3 protein-coding genes and 1 pseudogene are annotated in these 1,472 nt (G+C 34.6%); 2 read left to right on the top strand and 2 right to left on the bottom strand.

All coding sequences use genetic code 11. The features are described from left to right. On the bottom strand, positions 1–403 hold a 403-nt coding region (locus tag A9G41_RS03010), incomplete at its 3' end, for an IS3 family transposase (RefSeq protein ID WP_143425404.1). Then, positions 403–570 (bottom strand): transposase, encoded by a 168-nt coding sequence (locus A9G41_RS13845; RefSeq protein WP_081302164.1) that lies wholly within the window; start codon positions 568–570, stop codon positions 403–405. The genes A9G41_RS13845 and A9G41_RS03010, both read right to left, overlap by 1 nt. A 167-nt stretch (positions 571–737) precedes the next feature. On the opposite strand from A9G41_RS13845, the gene A9G41_RS03020 reads away from it, so the two are divergent. Then, positions 738–992, top strand: a complete 255-nt coding sequence (locus tag A9G41_RS03020; protein WP_065582081.1) for a hypothetical protein — start codon at positions 738–740, stop codon at positions 990–992. Continuing rightward, a pseudogene (locus tag A9G41_RS03025) lies at positions 989–1,472 on the top strand (hypothetical protein); the annotation flags it as partial. The gene A9G41_RS03020 and the pseudogene A9G41_RS03025, both read left to right, overlap by 4 nt.

Here is a 1,472-nt window from a genome sequence, read left to right on the forward strand (position 1 = left end):
TAAAGCGACGTTGATTACAGCGACTATCACTCATAAAATCCATTGACCAACATTCACCTTGTTTATTGGGGGCTAATAACCTTTCCGGGCATCGTGGAGGAATGCGTTTTTTACGCTTTACCCTGAGATTAAGCTTTAATTCACAATACACCCGATATACCCGTTTATGATTCCATTGATAGCCGAGCTTTCTGATACGATTAAAACATTTAGGAAAGCCCCAGCGTAAATGCCGGTCTGTGATAGCATTCAACACCGAAACAATCACCGAATCATCCTGTAACTTAGCTTGATAATAGTAAGCACAACGGCTTAAACCAACAATGGCACAACTCATAGCAATAGTAACTGAATGATTTTGTTGTAGTTGCTGTGCCCACGTTTTACGTGCCCCTGTTGGCACTAAAGCTTTTTTATGATTTCTTCCTGAAGCTGAGATTTTAAACTGAGCTCAGCAAACATCTGTTTAAGTTTACGGTTTTCCGCCTCCAGCTCCTTTAAACGTTTGATGTCTGAAATTTCCATACCACCGTATTTATCACGCCATTTATAGAAAGTTGAATTACCCATGCCCTATTTACGACAGAGCTCCTTGACAGGAATACCCGCTTCAGCTTCTTTTAAAATAGCGACGATTTGATGTTCAGTCATTTTTTTCATCATTGAATCCTCTTTTACTTTTATCATAGAGAATTTCCTACTTTTTGGCTGTACTATTTTAGGGGGTAGCTACAGTATTGTTACTAAATCTTCATGTTAGTACATTAAGTGGTGCTGCAATTAAATTTCCATCTGGTGAATTTAATTTACCAGATTCTTATGCAAAAATGTTATTTAGAATGTCTAGCTTATTGCCATCGAATTTAGTTAATTTCGCTCAAGGGAAAGGGTACAGTGTATCTAGTGAATCAAGAGGTTTTATGTTCAATGCTGAGGCTGCTGAAATTGCAGACTTCTTTGAAATTGGAACTAGAGCGGCACAATTGAGATGATAAAAAAAATATTTTTGGGTTCTATTTCTAAAGACACATTGGATAATGGTAATTATCAATTTAATATAGAAAAAGATTTTATTTTGGATCATGAATCTTTAAATGAAGATTCATGGGCTATATCAGATGATAATTTAAGTATAGCAATATCAGATGGGGCGACAGAGTCATACGATTCCAAATTATGGGCAAAAATATTATGTCAAAAATTTGTTGGTAAAACTTTTTCATCATTTGACGAATATTTAATTTCAGCCGAGAAAGATTATGCGAAACAACATGATATTCATAATATGACTTGGACCCAAATTGAGGCTTATCAAAGGGGAAGTTTTGCCACTTTTATAGGTGTAAATTATAGTCAAATTAAAAATAGCTTAAAAATTACTTGTATTGGTGATAGTTGTATTTTTTTATTTAAAAAGTCCTCAAAAAACTATTTAAAAAGGAAAAGATCACGTGTGAAAAAAAAGACAAGGG

Source organism: Gilliamella sp. Nev5-1, from assembly GCF_001690895.1.
GTDB lineage: Bacteria > Pseudomonadota > Gammaproteobacteria > Enterobacterales > Orbaceae > Gilliamella > Gilliamella apicola_C.